The organism is Cognatundibacterium squillarum (assembly GCF_014652435.1).
GTDB classification, from domain to species: Bacteria; Pseudomonadota; Gammaproteobacteria; order Burkholderiales; family Burkholderiaceae_D; genus Undibacterium; species Undibacterium squillarum.
Window position 1 is genome coordinate 1 of sequence record NZ_BMYU01000009.1, and the last position, 16,824, is coordinate 16,824.

Sequence of the window (16,824 nt, forward strand, 5' to 3'; positions counted from 1 at the left end):
GAAAGAAACCGGCGGCGGCCGCGAATCCGGTTCTGACAGCTGGAAAGCCTATATGCGCCGCACGACCAACACCTTCAACTACAGCCATTCCCTGCCGCTGGCGCAAGGGATTAAGTTTGAAGTCTGAGTGATTTAAGCATCCGGCTGCCTGGATGCTGTTTTACGAAGGCAGCAAGTAGTTAACTCCTCACTCCTCCCCGCTCCGCAAGGACCGGGGAGTTTTTTTATCTGTTCGCTACTAATCCTATCAAGAGTAATCTTTCGCAGGACAATGGAAAACCCACTTAAGGAATTTACGTACCCACCAATCAATTCAAACATAGCACCCTTTTTCCAGCGACTTTCTTTGCCCCCCAAAAAACCGATACCAGACAAAATCACTCAGGTTTGCTATACTTGAGAAAATTGCTCAACAAATCAGGAAATTAGACGATGCATGCAAACTGCATCCGGAGTCTCACTTATGCGCCTTACGACAAAAGGACGTTTTGCCGTCACCGCGATGATCGATCTGGCCCTGCGTCAGGATCAGGGACCAGTGACACTGGCTGCAATAAGTCAGCGTCAGTCCATTTCCCTCTCATACCTTGAACAACTGTTCGGAAAATTGCGACGGCACGAAATCGTCGAATCGGTTCGTGGCCCGGGTGGTGGTTATCACCTCGCGCGCAAAGCTCAGAATGTTACCGTTGCAGACATCATTATTGCCGTTGATGAACCGCTAGACGCGACACAGTGTGGCGGAAAAGGGAATTGTCATGGTAGTGATCATGCAAACGGACTTCACTGTATGACGCATGATTTGTGGGCCACGCTTAACGCTAAGATGGTGGACTACCTTGACTCTGTGTCGCTCCAGGATCTGGTCAACCAACAAAAACAGAAACAGGCAGACAGCCAGGTTGTCGTCATGCGCCCCCCGTCTGCCAACACCATAACACCTTGATTTGGAGTCGCGAATGAACGCAGCACTGGAACAATCCATGATTGATTCTCTGAAGACACCACATTTCCCCATTTACATGGATTATTCTGCTACGACACCGGTCGATCCACGTGTGGCAGACAAAATGATTCCGTATCTGCGCGCGCAGTTCGGAAATCCGGCGTCGCGCAGTCATATGTACGGATGGGATGCTGAAGCCGCTGTTGAAGAAGCACGTGGTCATGTTGCCGCGTTGGTCAATGCTGACCCCCGTGAAATCGTCTGGACATCCGGAGCAACGGAAAGTAACAATCTTGCGCTTAAAGGTGCCGCACATTTTTATAAGTCCAAAGGCAAGCACATTATTACTGTTAAAACTGAGCACAAAGCAGTGCTTGATACAGTACGCGAACTTGAGCGTCAGGGCTTCGATGCAACTTACCTGCAGCCAGGCGCAGATGGACTGATTACACTCGACCAGATCCGTGAGGCAATCCGCCCTGACACCATTATCATTTCAGTGATGTGGGTTAACAATGAGATCGGCGTTATTCAGCCTATCGCTGAAATTGGTGAGCTTTGCCGTGAAAAAGGCATTATTTTTCACTCCGATGCCGCACAGGCAACCGGCAAGGTCGAAATTGATCTGGAGAAAGTTAAAGTAGACCTCGTGTCTTTCTCTGCTCACAAATCGTATGGACCAAAAGGTATCGGCGCGTTATATATTCGTCGCAAACCGCGTGTCCGCCTTGAGGCACAAATGCACGGTGGCGGCCATGAGCGCGGCTTCAGGTCAGGAACGCTTGCGACACATCAATGTGTCGGTATGGGCGAAGCATTCCGCATTGCAAAAGAAGAAATGCAGTCAGAGCTGGCACATATTCGTGCCATGCGTGACCGTCTGGCAAAAGGACTGCAGGAAATCGAAGAAACATACGTGAATGGTGATATGGATCACCGCATTCCTCACAACCTCAACGTGAGCTTCAATTACGTAGAAGGTGAGTCGCTGATTATGGCAGTGAAAGATATTGCCGTTTCGTCCGGCTCTGCATGCACATCCGCCAGTCTCGAGCCATCTTATGTGTTGCGCGCACTGGGTCGCAGTGATGAGCTGGCACACAGTTCCATCCGCTTTACAATTGGTCGCTTTACCACTGAAGAAGATATCGATTTCGCAGTGAATTTACTGAAAAGCAAAGTCGCAAAATTACGCGAACTATCACCTCTTTGGGATATGTACAAAGAAGGCATCGATTTATCAACGATTCAATGGGCAGCACACTAAATCGCTGCGCTTAGCTGACCTCAACAGAATTCAGGAGAAATATCATGGCATATTCAGAAAAAGTTCTTGATCATTATGAAAATCCACGTAACGTTGGCTCTTTTGAAAAAGGTGACGACAGTGTAGGAACTGGCATGGTGGGCGCACCGGCTTGTGGCGACGTAATGAAGTTACAAATCAAAGTCGGTGCAGATGGCGTGATTGAAGATGCAAAATTCAAAACCTATGGCTGTGGCTCCGCAATTGCATCTTCCTCTCTGGTAACAGAGTGGGTAAAAGGTAAAACGCTGGATCAGGCTCTGGAAATCAAAAACACAGAAATCGCTGAAGAACTGGCACTGCCACCAGTCAAAATCCACTGTTCCATTCTGGCCGAAGATGCGATTAAAGCAGCTGTCCTGGACTACAAAAACAAGCATAACGGCTGATTTACTTCGTTGAGCTGAGAGAGATTCAAAAAATGGCAATTACACTGACTGAAAAAGCTGCAAAGCATGTTTCACGATACATCGAGCGTCGCGGCAAAGGACTTGGACTTCGTTTTGGCGTTCGTACAACCGGCTGCTCCGGAATGGCATACAAACTGGAGTACGTAGACGAAATCGGTGCTGAGGACCAGGTTTTTGAATCTCACGGAGTAAAAATTTTCGTTGACCCGAAAAGCTTGCCTTACATCGACGGCACTGAACTGGATTTTGCCCGCGAGGGACTGAACGAAGGCTTTAAATTTTACAATCCGAATGTTAAAGACGAATGCGGTTGCGGCGAAAGCTTCCGTATCTGATGCGCACTATGCAAAATCACTTTGAACTTTTCGGATTACCGGTCAGTTTCGAAATTGATCTCGGTACGCTGGATGCTGCTTACCGAAAAATCCAGAATCAGGTACATCCGGATAAATATGCATCCGGAACTGATACTGAAAAACGTGTTGCAATGCAGTGGACAACCCGTGCGAATGAAGCTTATCAGACGTTAAAAAAACCATTGAAGCGCGCAGCCTATTTATGTGAGCTCAATGGCGTCGACATTGCTGCGGAATCCAACACCAGCATGCCCGCCGTATTCCTGATGCAACAAATGGAATGGCGCGAATCACTGGATGAACTGAGGTCTGGCACAAACCCCACTGGATTGCAGCACCTTGAGCAGGAAGTTCAATCGTCACTTAAACTTACTATTCGCAATATTCAAAGTGCCTGTGAAAGGAATGATTTCCATACGGTTGCAGGCTTAATACGAACTAGTATGTTTATAGAAAAATTCCTCATTGATATTGCTTCGCTCGACGACTGAACATTGACTCAATCCAGGTTTCTTTAAATTTTCTAAGCCGTCACACGGCGACTCAATATGGCTTTACTGCAGATCTCCGAACCAGGCATGTCCACTGCTCCGCACCAGCACAGGCTGGCAGTTGGTATTGATCTCGGGACAACAAACTCCCTCGTTGCGACTGTTCGCAACAGTATTCCGGAAGTCATCAATGACGAGGAAGGCAGATCATTACTACCCTCCGTCGTTCGCTACCTGAGCAACGGGCATGCGCATATTGGTTTCAAGGCACAGGCAGAGCAAATTAATGACCCGAGAAACACAATCGTTTCCGTTAAGCGATTCATGGGGCGTGGACTGAAAGACATTCCATATACGGAAAATCTGCCTTACGATTTTCACGATGAGCCTGGGATGGTGCAGCTTAAAACCATCGCTGGCATTAAAAGTCCGGTTGAAGTTTCCGCCCAAATTCTGGCAACACTGCGTCAGCGTGCGGAAGATAGCCTCGGCGATGATCTGGTCGGCGCAGTAATTACAGTACCTGCTTATTTTGATGACGCTCAGCGTCAGGCAACAAAAGATGCAGCGAAGCTGGCAGGATTAAATGTCTTACGTCTTTTGAATGAGCCAACAGCCGCAGCAATCGCTTACGGGCTGGATCATGGTTCAGAAGGCATCTACGCAGTATATGACTTAGGCGGCGGCACTTTCGATATTTCGATTTTGCGCATGTCAAAAGGCGTATTTGAAGTCCTCGCAACCGGCGGAGATTCCGCTCTGGGTGGTGACGACTTTGATCACCGTTTGTTCTGCTGGATATTACAGGAATCGAAATTAAGCCTGCTTTCTGACGAAGACACCAGCTTACTGATGATGAAAGCGCGCGAAGCGAAAGAAATCTTATCCGCTAAGCCAAGTACCTTTATCGATGCAAAACTGAATAGCGGCGAGTCTGTGCATTTGCAAATAACAGCAACCCAGTTTGCTGAAATGACTCAGAATCTGGTACTCAAAACAATCACTCCGTGTCGCAAAGCGCTTCGTGACGCGGGACTCAGTGCAGATGAGGTTGATGGCGTAGTCTTGGTAGGCGGTGCAACACGGATGCCGCATGTCCGCAAAGCTGTCGGGGATTTTTTCCAGACGACTCCTTTGTCCAACATTGACCCCGACAAAGTGGTTGCTCTCGGAGCCGCCGTACAGGCGAACTTACTGGCAGGAAATCGCGCCCCCGGAGATGACTGGCTGCTGCTGGATGTTATCCCTTTATCGCTGGGCGTGGAAACGATGGGTGGCCTTGCTGAAAAAGTCATTCCGCGCAACTCGACAATTCCGTGTGCTCGTGCACAGGAATTCACCACATTCAAAGATGGCCAGACAGCAATGGCGATTCACGTGGTCCAGGGTGAGCGTGAACTGGTGAGCGACTGTCGCTCGCTTGCAAGATTCGAATTACGCGGAATTCCGCCAATGGCTGCAGGAGCTGCGCGAATCCGCATCACTTATCAGGTTGACGCAGATGGTCTCTTATCTGTTTCAGCACGCGAATTACGATCTGGAGTAGAGGCATCCGTTTCAGTGAAGCCGTCATACGGTCTCAAGGATGACGATATTGCCCGCATGCTGCAAGAGTCGCACCAGACTGCCGGTGACGATATGAAACAGCGTGCATTACGTGAAGAAGTCGTCGAAGCTGAACGAATTCTGATTGCGATTGATTCTGCTTTAACAGCGGATGCACATTTACTTTCTGAGGCTGAGCTCACCACAATCGGACAGTTGATGACCAATGTGCGTGAACTAATGCACAGTAATGAACACGAAGTACTTCATAAAGCTGTCGAAAATCTGGCGAAAGGTACGGAAGAATTCGCGGCACGTCGCATGGACCAAAGTGTGCGCAGTGCATTAGCGGGAAAAAAACTGGATGAGCTCGGCTGAGCGATTGCACCTGATACCGAAAGAAAATTATGCCAAAAATTATCGTTCTCCCCCACGCAGTTCTTTGCCCAGAAGGTACCGTCATTGAAGCGGAAGAAGGGAAATCGGTGTGTGAAGCACTGGTCGAAAATGATGTTGAAATTGAACATGCTTGTGAAATGTCCTGCGCGTGTACAACCTGCCATGTGATCATTCGCGAAGGCTATAACAGTCTTAACGAATCCACCGAAGATGAAGAAGACTTGCTGGATGCGGCCTGGGGACTGGAGGCAACCTCTCGTCTATCATGTCAGGCAAAAATTGGACAAAAAGACATCACCGTTGAAATTCCCAAGTACACAATCAATCACGCTCGCGAAAATCACTGATTGATCCGCGATTACAACAGATGAGGCCGCCCGCCAGTTCGCCGGCGGCCTTGTCGTTTATTTGCGCCTGCAAACGGACTTTTTCAGCATAATCCCGAAATTTGCTGCCCTTCGGGCAATATCTTGATATCCTAAAGTTTCGAAAAATAATCCCGTTTTGCGATGAATCAGCACTCAACGGAGCCCCACCCCGAATCAAGCTACCGCCAAGCCCTGTAAAGACCAACTATGAGGTTAGACCAACTTCTTCCGTGGATACGACGCAGCATTTCACTGCGACTGGCGATCATTCTTGCCGTCGTCGTTGGATTGACGGTTCCATCTGCTGTGCTGGTACCGTATTACCTGAACACGCTTGAATCAGCGGCACGACAAAAAAATATTGAAGACCACAATCGTCTGGTCGATATTCTGTCGGTCATTCTGAGCGAACCACTGTGGCAAATCACGCCTGAAATTGCCAATATTTCCAGTGAAGTCGTTTATTCTGACCCAAGAGTTTCCAGTATTGAAGTCATCACACTCCCGGATCATAAAGATTTCATAAAAAATAATATCCGTAAGCAGACGCAAAAAGGTCCTTTCACCAGTATGGTTCGGGAAATTCGCCATGGAGGACAGGTCATTGGCGAAGTCAAACTCGAACTTGCAGAAGACCTAATGCAGGAAAGTCTGCGCAGCGATTTCCGCCGGTTCGTCACAACCTCAGTTTTGTCGTTACTGCTGGCGATCCTGTTTATTCTGCTGGTATTGCAGTGGCGTCTTGTGCGCCCGGTCAAGATTCTGATGGAGAAGTCCGACAGGCTTGCAAATGGCGAGCTGGACGAGCCAATTGCGCTGAACAGAGAAGACGAGCTTGGCCGACTTGCACACAGTCTGGAAATGACACGCCGTGCACTGAAACACTCGTTTGGTGAACTCGAAATCAAAAATCAGCAATTACTTGAATACTCAAGTACTCTGGAATCAAAAGTAAAACAACGTACCCATGAGCTGGAGAATGCAAACACTAATCTTGAAGCTGCGTTAAAAGATGTTAACTCTGCGCAGGCTGAACTCGCCCGCGTGGAACGTATGGCCGCGCTAGGTTCTATGGTGGCTGGAGTGGCGCATGAGCTGAACACGCCACTGGGTAACTGCTTACTGGTAGCAAGTACACTCGAAGATGAAACCGGACGCTTGCTGCAAATGGTGGAAGATGGCCAAATTCGCCGCTCTGATCTGACCAGGTATGCAAACACTGCACTGGATTCCACAAAATTGTTACTACGCGGACTGCAACAATCTGCACATCTGGTTGGGGATTTCAAACAGGTAGCTGTTGACCAGTCCAGCGCACAGCGGCGTAAGTTCGGATTACTGGTAACATTGCAGGAATTAAGTGCGCTGCTGCACTCCAGTCTCAAAAAAACACCGTACACCCTCGAACTGGATATCCCTGCGGATATCGAACTCGACAGTTACCCCGGCCCATTAGGGCAAGTGTTTACCAATCTAGTTAACAATGCCGTTATTCATGGACTTGAAGGCAAGGCTTCGGGCAAGATGCGTTGCACTGCAGAACGTCAGGGTGACCATGTTCAGATTGTTTTCACTGATGACGGCAAAGGAATTCCGCAAGAAATCATCAACAGAATTTTCGAACCGTTTTTTACTACAAAATTTGGCCAGGGTGGTTCTGGTCTCGGACTCAGTATCACATTTAATATGGTTGCCAATGTACTTGGCGGCACAATTCATGTGTCCAGCGAAGCTGGTGCCGGAACACGATTTGAATTACGCTTACCCCTGGTTGCGCCGGGCGATGCAAAAGACGACACCATGTATTTCGGCAGCTAGTGCATGAAGCCTGAAAACAGATTTTCTAAAGCCGGAGGCCTTATTCCTCCGGCTTTTTGTCTTTCAACACATCGCATTCTCGCTACACCATCACTGACGCTGAATGCCGGATCAGTTAAAATAGGCGACTTTTTCTCAAATTTTCATCATGCAGCAATATCTTGACTTTATGCGTCACGTACGCGACCACGGAACGCGTAAAACGGACCGCACCGGCACAGGTACGGTATCTGTTTTCGGTCACCAGATGCGATTTGACCTCAGCAAAGGTTTCCCGCTGGTCACCACAAAAAAACTGCATCTGAAATCCATCGTGCATGAACTGCTGTGGTTTTTACAAGGCTCTACCAACATTCAGTATCTGAAAGAAAACGGAGTTTCGATCTGGGATGAGTGGGCTGATGAAAACGGCAATCTGGGGCCGGTTTATGGTTCACAATGGCGCAGCTGGCCAACACCAGACGGAAAACACATCGACCAGATCAGCCAGTTAATGGATCAGATCCGGAATAATCCGGACTCCCGCCGCCTGATCGTTTCCGCGTGGAATGTTGCGGAAATTCCGCAAATGAAACTGCCACCATGCCACGCGATGTTCCAGTTTTACGTGGCTGACGGCAAACTGTCCTGCCAGTTGTATCAGCGAAGTGCCGATATTTTTCTCGGCGTTCCATTCAATATCGCATCGTATGCATTACTGACACATATGATCGCCCAGCAAACGGGACTTATGCCGGGTGATTTCATCTGGACAGGCGGAGACTGTCATTTGTACAGCAACCATCTCGAGCAAGTTGAAACCCAATTAAGCCGCGAGCCACTGCCACTGCCGAAACTAATCATCCATCGTCAACCCGAAGATATTTTCTCGTACCGTTACGAGGATTTTGAGTTTGCCGACTATACATTCCATCCGGCAATCAAAGCGCCGGTTGCGATTTAATCATTTTCATCAATATGTCATCGTTCATCATTATCGTTGCGCGTGATAAGCACTCTGGCATTGGCATTCAGAACGCTCTGCCATGGCACTTGCCGGAAGATTTATCCCATTTTAAAAAGACGACATCCGGTCACGCGATCCTGATGGGAAGAAAGACGTTTGAATCGATAGGCAGACCGTTGCCAAATCGCCGTAACATCGTCATCACCCGCAATCCGGAATGGAAGACAGAAGGTGTTGATATTTGCCATTCGCTGGAAGAAGCAAAGGCGCTTGTAAAAGAACAAACTGCCTATATTATCGGCGGTGCTGAAATTTACCGGCAGGCGCTTGACCTCGCAGACACAATGATCATTACGGAAATTGGTCAAACTTTTGAATGCGATGCGTTTTTCCCGGCATTCAGTGATGACACATGGCTGGAAACAAATCGCGAAGCGCACGTATCTGCAACTAACATTCCGTACGCTTTCGTTACTTATACAAAGAAGAATAAGGAGTAAAAAATTATGTCCGGACACGGTTTTCACGTTCACGGCCCGCACGACCACGAAGTCGAACACGCAGCACACGGCAATGACAGCTTTGCCAGCAAAATTGCGGTCATGACTGCGATTCTTGCCACGGTTGGTGCATTGTTCGGCTACGAAGGCGGTGCGACACAAAATGATGCAGCCATGTTTAAAAATAATGCTGCGATTAAAAAAACAGAAGCTGCGAACAAATGGAGCTATTACCAGTCTAAGTCCAGCAAGCAAAATCTTGCTGAGCTGGCAGCGATACTGCCGGGTGCAGATACTGAAAAGTACAAAGCAGAAGTAGCGCGCTACAAAACTGAAAAAGAAGAAATTAAACAACAGGCCGAAGCACTGGAAGCTGAAGTTGAAAAATGGGAACACGCTTCCGAGCAGGCATTGCATCAACACCATCGCTGGGCGCAGGCGATGACCGCAATTCAGATTGCGATTTCGCTGGCAGCGATTACACTGTTAACGAAGAAGAAGTGGCTGCAAGTCACCTCTTACGGAGTCGCCGGGGTTGGTTTGGTGCTGGCTGCTTTAGCCTGGATGCATATTTAACCAATATTATATGAAGAAAATCCTCGCCATCATCGCCATCGCCTTCAGTTCGGCGGCCTGGGCGCAAACATCTGAGTTTGTGAATACGGTACCGGAAGCGTACCTGCAAAAAGATACCAACGTCACGCTGGGTGTGGCAGCACTTTCCGTACCGAAATACACGGGTTCGGACGAACGCCGCCTCGCGGCTTACCCGATGTTTGACGTGCAATGGAAAAGTGGTGCATTTTTCAGCGCCACCAACGGACTCGGTTATAACTTTTCCAAAAAGCCAGCCCTGCAATACGGCTTGCGTTTATCGCTGGAAGGTGCGCGTGACGAATCACGCTCATCGAAACTGAATGGCCTCGGAGATGTGAATACTGCCGTAGAACCGGGCGCATTTGCGAATTTATCACTGAGCGAAAATTACGCCCTGGTATCATCTGTTCGCTATGGCTCCGGCACCGATCATAATGGCTTGCAGTTCAGCGTAGGCGGACGCTTTTCGACGGCGCTGAGCGAGAATCACCGTATTTCAGCAACAGTACGTGCAAACTGGGCAAATTCTGCCTACATGCAATCGTATTTTGGTGTGAATGCGCAACAGTCTGCAGCCAGTGGCTACAGCCAGTTCACCCCCTCTTCCGGCGTGACCGATATCAAACTGTCTGCCAGCTGGCGCTGGGCACTGGACAGCAACTGGTCTATCGTAACCGGCGCGTCTGCAAGCCGCCTTCAGGGCGATGCGTCGCGCAGTCCGTTTGTATTCCAGAAAAATCCGGTTACTGTCTTTTCGGTGACAACTTATCGCTTCTGACAACACCGGCGTGACATCAAAAGAGCACCCGCTGCGGTGCTCTTTTTTATTGCGCTACCGGAAACAACTGACAGCATTTTCTGACGGTGTGATGACATTTTTGCGCGATGCAAAAAGAATGAATTTTCTTACCTGATTTTGCAGATATCTGCGAGAATTCGCACTTCGATTTTTTCGGCGCGCAAGCGGTTGATTCAACTTGCCCAGGCGTCTCCCTTGTAACAAGCTTTTTTGGAGACCTCCATGAAATTCCGCTTCCCCATCGTCATCATTGACGAAGACTTCCGCTCTGAAAACACTTCCGGTCTGGGCATCCGCGCGCTGGCTGATGCGATTGAATCCGAAGGTATGGAAGTGCTCGGCGTCACCAGCTATGGTGACTTGTCGCAGTTTGCGCAACAGCAATCCCGCGCATCCGCATTTATTCTGTCGATCGACGATGAAGAATTCGGCGATGGCACTGAAGAAGAAACCGAAACCGCACTGAAATCCCTGCGCGCCTTCGTTGAAGAAATCCGCTACAAAAACTCTGACATTCCGATTTACATGTACGGTGAAACCCGCACATCGCGCCATATCCCTAACGATATCCTGCGCGAGCTGCACGGCTTCATTCATATGTTTGAAGACACACCGGAATTCGTTGCACGTCACATCATCCGTGAAGCCCGTTCATATCTGGACAGTCTGGCACCACCATTTTTCCGTGCGCTGGTTCACTACGCAAACGATGGCTCCTACTCCTGGCACTGCCCTGGTCACTCCGGTGGCGTGGCGTTCCTGAAATCGCCGATCGGCCAGATGTTCCACCAGTTCTTTGGTGAGAACATGCTGCGTGCTGACGTCTGTAATGCGGTGGAAGAGCTGGGGCAGTTGCTGGATCATACCGGTCCGGTAGCAGCTTCTGAGCGTAATGCGGCACGTATTTTTAATGCAGACCACTGCTACTTTGTGACTAACGGCACATCCACTTCCAACAAAATGGTCTGGCACTCCACTGTGGCGCCGGGCGATATCGTGGTTGTAGACCGTAACTGCCACAAATCGATTCTGCACTCCATCATCATGTGCGGTGCGATTCCGGTATTCCTGATGCCAACGCGTAACCATCTGGGCATTATCGGCCCGATCCCGCTGGAAGAATTTTCGATGGAAAGCATCCGTCGCAAAATCGAAGCAAATCCGTTTGCACGCGAAGCAAAAAACAAAAAGCCACGTATTCTGACCATTACGCAATCGACCTACGACGGTGTGTTGTACAACGTCGAAGCCATTAAAGATAAGCTGGATGGCGAAATCGACACGCTGCACTTCGATGAAGCATGGCTGCCGCACGCAACCTTCCATGACTTCTACAAAGACATGCACGCGATCGGCAAAGACCGTCCGCGCGCAAAAGAGTCGATGATTTTCTCAACCCAATCCACCCACAAACTGCTGGCCGGTATTTCTCAGGCATCGCAGATTCTGGTGCGTGAATCGGAATCCCGCAAACTGGATAAAGGCAGCTTCAACGAAGCCTACCTGATGCATACATCCACATCGCCGCAATACTCGATTATCGCTTCCTGCGATATCGCAGCAGCGATGATGGAAGCACCGGGCGGTACAGCGCTGGTGGAAGAATCGATTCTGGAAGCACTGGATTTCCGCCGCGCGATGAAGAAAGTCGATCAGGAATGGGGCAAAGACTGGTGGTTCCAGGTCTGGGGTCCAGACCATTTTGCAGAAGACGGCATTGGCAGTCGTGAAGACTGGGTACTGCGCAGCGAAGATAACTGGCATGGTTTCGGCAATCTGGCTTCCGGCTTCAACATGCTGGATCCGATCAAAGCAACTATCGTGACGCCTGGCCTGTCGCTGGAAGGTAAATTCGGCGAAACCGGTATTCCTGCCGCGATTGTGACCAAATATCTGGCAGAACACGGTGTTATCGTTGAAAAATGCGGTCTGTATTCCTTCTTCATTATGTTCACCATCGGCATTACCAAAGGCCGCTGGAACACACTGGTAACGGCACTGCAGCAGTTCAAAGACGATTACGATAAAAACCTGCCAATGTGGCGTATTCTGCCGGAATTTGCTGCAGCAAATCCGCGCTATGAGAGCGTTGGTCTGCGCGATCTGTGTCAGGAAATCCATCAGGAATACAAAGCGCACGACGTTGCACGTCTGACCACAGAAATGTATCTGTCTGACATGATTCCGGCGATGAAACCATCGGATGCGTTTGCGATGATGGCTCACCGCGAAATCGAACGTGTATCGATTGATGAACTGGAAGGCCGTATCACAGCGATTCTGCTGACCCCTTACCCACCGGGCATTCCGCTGCTGATTCCGGGTGAGCAGTTCAACAAAACCATCGTTGATTACCTGCGCTTCGTCCGTACATTTAACGAGAAATTCCCGGGCTTCGAAACCGACTGCCACGGTCTTGTTAAAGCGGAAGTGGATGGCAAACGCGGTTATTTTGTCGATTGCGTCAAAGCAGCATAATCTGCCCCGCATACACTGAACGGCATCTGTGTCGATTGATACAGATGCCTTTTTTTTAGCTGCATTCCGTTGGCAATTAAATTATGATGCGTGTGCACACATTTCAAAAATATTCATGAAATTGTGAAATGTCGGACGATATTGTCATCAAGTCACATTGAGCATGATTCCGGCAAGAGTTTTAAACTGTTTTTGAGTATCAGGAAGCTGATACAAGAATCCAAAAGCCGGCTTCTTGCAGGGTATACACATTCCATGTGTCGCTACCCTACTTCTCCGATGTGGCAAGACGCTGGGTAATGCTGTTTTTCACCGCTGCTATTCCACTCACACTGAATCTGACATGAATGATGTACAAGGCCTGATGTCCCTGAAGCACGCAGATGTTTGCGTCGGTCAAACACTGCACTGGCCGGTATATAACCATGCCGGTGAGCTGCTGCATCCGGCCGGATTAAAGATTGAAGATCAGCAGCAGTTAAATCACTTGCTGGACACCGGCTATTGCAGCTCTGACTACCTGTGGGACAGTATTCCTACACCGGCAGCACCAGTCGTGCCCGTCCAGACCAGTACCGCGGCCACCGGAGAAACGCAAAAATCCGGCGCTGAAATGAATTTACCGGTTGCCCTGCCCGGCAGGCGTGCAGAAGATCATCAGGCCAAAGATGCGGTGATCGATCTGGACAGCGTGCGCTGGACCGTTGGAGAAGTGTTTTACCTGCAGGCAGCAGACAATGCCGCGGCGCGTTACACCGTGCGTCTGATCGGCTTCGTCAAAAACAAAACCATTCTCGTTACCGCACCGCTGGTGGACGGAAAAGCAGCCTTAATCCGCGAGGGACAGCATTTCATCGTACGCGCGTTTCCCGGGAAAAAAGCTTACGCATTCTCTACAGCGCTGCAGAAAAACGTCTATTCGCCCTACCCTTACCTGCATCTGAATTATCCGAAAGAAGTCCGCTCCACCACAATTCGTCAGGCGGCGCGGGCTTCGGTCAAAATCATTGCTGCAGTCAGCATTGGCGTACCAGAACAAAGTGCTGCTGCAACGCTGGGCGACCTGAGTATCGGCGGCGCATCCGGTACCATCAAACGGCAACTCGGTCACAAAGGCGATGCGGCGATCATTAAATTCCGCGTCAATGCTGCCGGTGCGGATGAATACCTGAGCCTGAAAGCGATACTGCGCTCAGTGGCGCCGGCTGAAAACAGCAGCGACTTCCGCCACGGGTTTGAATTCATCGACCTGACGCAGCGCGACAAACTGGTGCTGTCTGCCTTCGTACATCAGACACTGGCGGAAACTGACTGAACCTGCTGTCACTCATCGCTTCAACCGAAAAATAGCACTGTGTTCCGCCAATGGAAACAGTGCTTTTCTTTTTTCCAGCGCGGAAAAAATCCACAAGACTATGCAAATATCGTCATCCGCAATTTTCTGAGGCCCGGACTTTCTGCCGACGACCGCCGGATTGGTATGCTGAACTCCGCATTTGGCATGTTTTGAGGCACTTTATGGCATCTGGCAACCATCTTCAGACGCTCTGCAGATCATCAGCGAACGGGGCGCGATACACAGCGCCGTGGACGACGTGATCAGCGTAATGCTCAACAAGGTGACAGACGTAAAAAAACCGCCGGTATCCACTGGCGGTTTTTCGGAGCAGCAGCCACGCAATGGCGACTGCATGTGTGCGAACTCAGGTTTTCGGCAGTGTGACGCCGTGTTGTCCCTGATATTTGCCACCACGGTCTTTGTACGAGGTTTCGCAGACTTCATCACTTTCGAAGAACAGCACCTGTGCGCAACCTTCGCCAGCGTAAATCTTGGCTGGCAGCGGTGTGGTATTCGAGAATTCCAGTGTAACGTAGCCTTCCCACTCCGGTTCAAACGGGGTGACATTCACGATGATGCCGCAACGCGCATACGTGGATTTACCGAGGCAAATAGTCAGCACATTGCGTGGAATGCGGAAGTATTCGACCGTGCGGGCCAGCGCAAACGAATTTGGCGGGATGATACAAACATCGCCTTTAAAGTCGACGAAGGATTTTTCATCAAAATTTTTCGGATCAACAATCGTGCTGTTGATATTAGTAAAAATTTTGAATTCGTCAGCACAGCGAATATCGTAACCGTAAGAAGAAGTACCGAAGCTGACGATACGCTGACCATCGCGCTGACGCACTTGTCCCGGTTCAAACGGCTCGATCATGCCGTGCTGCTCCGCCATGCGGCGTATCCATTTGTCTGACTTGATGCTCATGCGCTTCTCCTGCTGTATAAGTTGACGGCGATTTTACGCGAAAACCCCTGCAAAAATAAGCCGAACAACCCGATTATCCTGCTTTCACAACGGATTCTGCTCAAAGCTTGCTCTGTGTCTGCGCTTTATGTGCGCCGGTATTCCACTGCACGGATTCAACCACACCGTTTTTCACAGCGGTCATTTCTGCCAGAATCGAAATCGCAATTTCCGGTGGTGTTTTGCTGCCGATATACATGCCGACCGGGCCAAACAAACGTGCCAGCTGTTCTGCTGTCACACCAAATTCCACCAGCCGTTCGCGCCGCTTCTGATTATTTTTGCGGGAACCGATTGCGCCCACATAAAACGCCGGTGACTGCAGGGCTTCCATCAGTGCCAGGTCATCGAGTTTGGGATCGTGCGTCAGTGCCACAATCGCAGTGCGCTGATCCGGTTGCAGCGCCAGCACTTCATCATCCGGCATGCCGGTCAGCAATTGCACTTGCGGCAAATCCCACTGATGCCGGTATTCTTCACGCGGATCGCAGACGAAGACCTGATAGCCCATGCCGGTGGCCACCGTCGCCAGAAAGCGCGACATTGTACCTGCACCGATAATCAGCAAGCGCCAGCCCGGCCCCCAGATGGTTGTCAGGCAATGCTTATCCATCACCAGCTTTTCACCGGCTACAGCGTCACGCAGTGTCACCTGCCCGCTCTGCAAATCAACCATGCGGGCCACCAGCTTTTGCTGATTCGTCAGCGCCAGCAAAGTATGAATTCCGGAAGCCGCGTGCAATGGCTCCAGCAATAACTGCAAAGTACCGCCGCACGGCAAGCCGAAGCGATGTGCTTCATCGGCACTGATGCCGTAAGTCACCAGCTCCGGCTGCTGCCAGCGTATGCCATGCTCCAGTACCTGATGCACCAGATCATCTTCGATACAGCCGCCGGACACAGAGCCGGTCACCGCGCCATCGGCACGGATCGCCATCACCGAACCTTCCGGACGCGGACTGGAGCCCCAGGTGCTGACCACGGTAACCAGCATCACAGCTTGGCCGGCATCCAGCGCCGCAGCGCAAAAACGTAAAGCGTCGAGATCAGGATGTTCCATCGTTATTTGATAACCTATACTCACAAGAGCTCAAGATTCGCCTTGAGTCTGAATTCAACTTTATTGCAGAAAATAGGAGCTTGAAATGCGTGTAAATCCTGTTGGTTGGTTCGAAATCTATGTGCAAGACATGAATCGTGCGAAAGCGTTTTATGAAGGTGTTTTGCAGGTTCAATTGGAAAAATTAGCAGGTCCGGAATTTGAAATGTGGGTCTTTGGCATGGATCCTGAAAAAACCGGCGCCAGCGGTGCTTTAGTACAGGCTGAATGTGTTGCATCCGGCGGCAATAGTACATTAGTGTATTTTTCCTGTGAAGATTGCGCACAGGAGGAAAGCCGGGTCGTGCAGTCTGGCGGCAAAGTTGAACGGGCAAAAATGTCGATAGGTCCGTATGGTTTTATTAGTCTGGCTTTAGATCCGGACGGAAATATGATCGGATTTCATTCCATGAAATAATCACAGCGCACTCAGCCCTGAGTGCGCTAATTCCATTTT

17 protein-coding genes are annotated in these 16,824 nt (G+C 49.9%); 15 read left to right on the forward strand and 2 right to left on the reverse strand.

Going from position 1 to position 16,824, the window contains the following annotated elements:
* Nucleotides 1-463 precede the first annotated feature (463 nt).
* The 14 genes from iscR (at nucleotide 464) to IE092_RS15600 (ending at nucleotide 14,274) form a co-directional block, all read left to right on the forward strand.
* On the forward strand, nucleotides 464-946 hold the full coding sequence (gene iscR / locus IE092_RS15535) for a Fe-S cluster assembly transcriptional regulator IscR (RefSeq protein ID WP_189358124.1): 483 nt from the start codon (nucleotides 464-466) through the stop codon (nucleotides 944-946).
* 13 nt (nucleotides 947-959) lie between these two features.
* Nucleotides 960-2,213: an IscS subfamily cysteine desulfurase gene (locus IE092_RS15540; RefSeq protein ID WP_189358125.1), complete on the forward strand. Its 1,254-nt coding sequence runs from the start codon at nucleotides 960-962 to the stop codon at nucleotides 2,211-2,213.
* 44 nt (nucleotides 2,214-2,257) lie between these two features.
* Nucleotides 2,258-2,641, forward strand: coding sequence for a Fe-S cluster assembly scaffold IscU (iscU, locus tag IE092_RS15545; RefSeq protein WP_189358126.1), 384 nt, complete (start codon nucleotides 2,258-2,260; stop codon nucleotides 2,639-2,641).
* Nucleotides 2,642-2,673: 32 nt separating this feature from the next.
* A complete protein-coding gene (gene iscA, locus IE092_RS15550; protein ID WP_189358127.1) occupies nucleotides 2,674-2,997 on the forward strand; it encodes an iron-sulfur cluster assembly protein IscA in 324 nt (107 codons plus the stop codon).
* A gap of 8 nt (nucleotides 2,998-3,005) precedes the next feature.
* A complete protein-coding gene (gene hscB / locus IE092_RS15555) occupies nucleotides 3,006-3,509 on the forward strand; it encodes a Fe-S protein assembly co-chaperone HscB (RefSeq protein WP_189358128.1) in 504 nt (167 codons plus the stop codon).
* A gap of 57 nt (nucleotides 3,510-3,566) precedes the next feature.
* Nucleotides 3,567-5,432 carry a Fe-S protein assembly chaperone HscA gene (gene hscA, locus IE092_RS15560; protein WP_189358129.1) on the forward strand — a complete coding sequence of 622 codons (1,866 nt, stop codon included), beginning with the start codon at nucleotides 3,567-3,569 and terminating at the stop codon, nucleotides 5,430-5,432.
* Nucleotides 5,433-5,461: 29 nt separating this feature from the next.
* Nucleotides 5,462-5,800 carry an ISC system 2Fe-2S type ferredoxin gene (gene fdx, locus IE092_RS15565; RefSeq protein ID WP_189358130.1) on the forward strand — a complete coding sequence of 113 codons (339 nt, stop codon included), beginning with the start codon at nucleotides 5,462-5,464 and terminating at the stop codon, nucleotides 5,798-5,800.
* A gap of 228 nt (nucleotides 5,801-6,028) precedes the next feature.
* Nucleotides 6,029-7,639: a sensor histidine kinase gene (locus tag IE092_RS15570; RefSeq protein ID WP_189358131.1), complete on the forward strand. Its 1,611-nt coding sequence runs from the start codon at nucleotides 6,029-6,031 to the stop codon at nucleotides 7,637-7,639.
* 148 nt (nucleotides 7,640-7,787) lie between these two features.
* Nucleotides 7,788-8,582 carry a thymidylate synthase gene (locus IE092_RS15575; protein ID WP_189358132.1) on the forward strand — a complete coding sequence of 265 codons (795 nt, stop codon included), beginning with the start codon at nucleotides 7,788-7,790 and terminating at the stop codon, nucleotides 8,580-8,582.
* 14 nt (nucleotides 8,583-8,596) lie between these two features.
* Nucleotides 8,597-9,085, forward strand: a complete 489-nt coding sequence (locus IE092_RS15580; RefSeq protein ID WP_189358133.1) for a dihydrofolate reductase — start codon at nucleotides 8,597-8,599, stop codon at nucleotides 9,083-9,085.
* Between the two features lie 6 nt (nucleotides 9,086-9,091).
* Nucleotides 9,092-9,661 carry a DUF4337 domain-containing protein gene (locus tag IE092_RS15585; protein WP_189358134.1) on the forward strand — a complete coding sequence of 190 codons (570 nt, stop codon included), beginning with the start codon at nucleotides 9,092-9,094 and terminating at the stop codon, nucleotides 9,659-9,661.
* Between the two features lie 10 nt (nucleotides 9,662-9,671).
* Entirely contained in the window at nucleotides 9,672-10,460 is a 789-nt protein-coding gene (locus IE092_RS15590) for a MipA/OmpV family protein (RefSeq protein ID WP_189358135.1), read from the forward strand.
* Between the two features lie 243 nt (nucleotides 10,461-10,703).
* Nucleotides 10,704-12,959 (forward strand): arginine/lysine/ornithine decarboxylase, encoded by a 2,256-nt coding sequence (locus tag IE092_RS15595; RefSeq protein WP_189358136.1) that lies wholly within the window; start codon nucleotides 10,704-10,706, stop codon nucleotides 12,957-12,959.
* Between the two features lie 343 nt (nucleotides 12,960-13,302).
* Nucleotides 13,303-14,274, forward strand: a complete 972-nt coding sequence (locus tag IE092_RS15600; protein WP_189358137.1) for a flagellar brake protein — start codon at nucleotides 13,303-13,305, stop codon at nucleotides 14,272-14,274.
* Between the two features lie 388 nt (nucleotides 14,275-14,662).
* Here IE092_RS15600 and dcd read toward each other — a convergent pair whose 3' ends face one another.
* On the reverse strand, nucleotides 14,663-15,229 hold the full coding sequence (gene dcd, locus IE092_RS15605; RefSeq protein WP_189358138.1) for a dCTP deaminase: 567 nt from the start codon (nucleotides 15,227-15,229) through the stop codon (nucleotides 14,663-14,665).
* Between the two features lie 100 nt (nucleotides 15,230-15,329).
* The gene (locus tag IE092_RS15610; RefSeq protein ID WP_189358319.1) at nucleotides 15,330-16,328 is read right to left on the reverse strand and encodes an XdhC family protein; all 999 of its coding nucleotides are present in this window, start codon (nucleotides 16,326-16,328) and stop codon (nucleotides 15,330-15,332) included.
* 85 nt (nucleotides 16,329-16,413) lie between these two features.
* Between IE092_RS15610 and IE092_RS15615 the strand changes: the two genes are divergently transcribed.
* A complete protein-coding gene (locus tag IE092_RS15615; protein ID WP_189358139.1) occupies nucleotides 16,414-16,785 on the forward strand; it encodes a VOC family protein in 372 nt (123 codons plus the stop codon).
* Nucleotides 16,786-16,824: the final 39 nt, after the last annotated feature.

Bases quoted from the DNA above. Each gene is read 5' to 3' on its own strand.
- iscR (WP_189358124.1), top strand. From the start codon at position 464: ATGCGCCTTACGACAAAAGGACGTTTTGCCGTCACCGCGATGATCGAT.
- IE092_RS15540 (WP_189358125.1), top strand. From the start codon at position 960: ATGAACGCAGCACTGGAACAATCCATGATTGATTCTCTGAAGACACCA.
- iscU (WP_189358126.1), top strand. From the start codon at position 2,258: ATGGCATATTCAGAAAAAGTTCTTGATCATTATGAAAATCCACGTAAC.
- iscA (WP_189358127.1), top strand. From the start codon at position 2,674: ATGGCAATTACACTGACTGAAAAAGCTGCAAAGCATGTTTCACGATAC.
- hscB (WP_189358128.1), top strand. From the start codon at position 3,006: ATGCAAAATCACTTTGAACTTTTCGGATTACCGGTCAGTTTCGAAATT.
- hscA (WP_189358129.1), top strand. From the start codon at position 3,567: ATGGCTTTACTGCAGATCTCCGAACCAGGCATGTCCACTGCTCCGCAC.
- fdx (WP_189358130.1), top strand. From the start codon at position 5,462: ATGCCAAAAATTATCGTTCTCCCCCACGCAGTTCTTTGCCCAGAAGGT.
- IE092_RS15570 (WP_189358131.1), top strand. From the start codon at position 6,029: ATGAGGTTAGACCAACTTCTTCCGTGGATACGACGCAGCATTTCACTG.
- IE092_RS15575 (WP_189358132.1), top strand. From the start codon at position 7,788: ATGCAGCAATATCTTGACTTTATGCGTCACGTACGCGACCACGGAACG.
- IE092_RS15580 (WP_189358133.1), top strand. From the start codon at position 8,597: ATGTCATCGTTCATCATTATCGTTGCGCGTGATAAGCACTCTGGCATT.
- IE092_RS15585 (WP_189358134.1), top strand. From the start codon at position 9,092: ATGTCCGGACACGGTTTTCACGTTCACGGCCCGCACGACCACGAAGTC.
- IE092_RS15590 (WP_189358135.1), top strand. From the start codon at position 9,672: ATGAAGAAAATCCTCGCCATCATCGCCATCGCCTTCAGTTCGGCGGCC.
- IE092_RS15595 (WP_189358136.1), top strand. From the start codon at position 10,704: ATGAAATTCCGCTTCCCCATCGTCATCATTGACGAAGACTTCCGCTCT.
- IE092_RS15600 (WP_189358137.1), top strand. From the start codon at position 13,303: ATGAATGATGTACAAGGCCTGATGTCCCTGAAGCACGCAGATGTTTGC.
- dcd (WP_189358138.1), bottom strand. From the start codon at position 15,229: ATGAGCATCAAGTCAGACAAATGGATACGCCGCATGGCGGAGCAGCAC.
- IE092_RS15610 (WP_189358319.1), bottom strand. From the start codon at position 16,328: ATGGAACATCCTGATCTCGACGCTTTACGTTTTTGCGCTGCGGCGCTG.
- IE092_RS15615 (WP_189358139.1), top strand. From the start codon at position 16,414: ATGCGTGTAAATCCTGTTGGTTGGTTCGAAATCTATGTGCAAGACATG.